Below are 279 nucleotides of genomic sequence, written 5' to 3'. Positions count from 1 at the left end.
CGCTTTTGCGAGCCGGCCACCGTGACGTCGACGCCCCACTCGTCGTGGCGGTAGTTCATGGAGGCCAGCGAGGAGATGGTATCGCCCATGAGAAGCGCCGGATGGCCGGCCGCGTCGATGGCTCGGCGCACCGCGGCGATGTCCGAGGCGACGCCCGTCGAGGTCTCGTTGTGCACGCAGCACACCGCCTTGATCGCCTGTTCGCGATCCTCGGCCAGCGTCGCCTCGATGCGCGCCGCGTCGACCGGGCTGCGCCAGTCGCCGTCGAGCAGCGTGACC

Annotated in this window: 1 protein-coding gene; it reads right to left on the bottom strand. The window is 70.6% G+C overall.

Features of this window, described 5'->3' with window-relative positions:
* Positions 1 to 279: aminotransferase class V-fold PLP-dependent enzyme (locus R0J87_RS19725; protein WP_498888375.1), on the bottom strand; the 279-nt coding region annotated here is incomplete at both ends.

Origin of the sequence: Halomonas sp. SIMBA_159, from assembly GCF_046536035.1 — a bacterium.
Lineage (GTDB): Bacteria > Pseudomonadota > Gammaproteobacteria > Pseudomonadales > Halomonadaceae > Vreelandella > Vreelandella venusta_A.
This window is presented reverse-complemented; position numbering and strand designations above follow the sequence as displayed.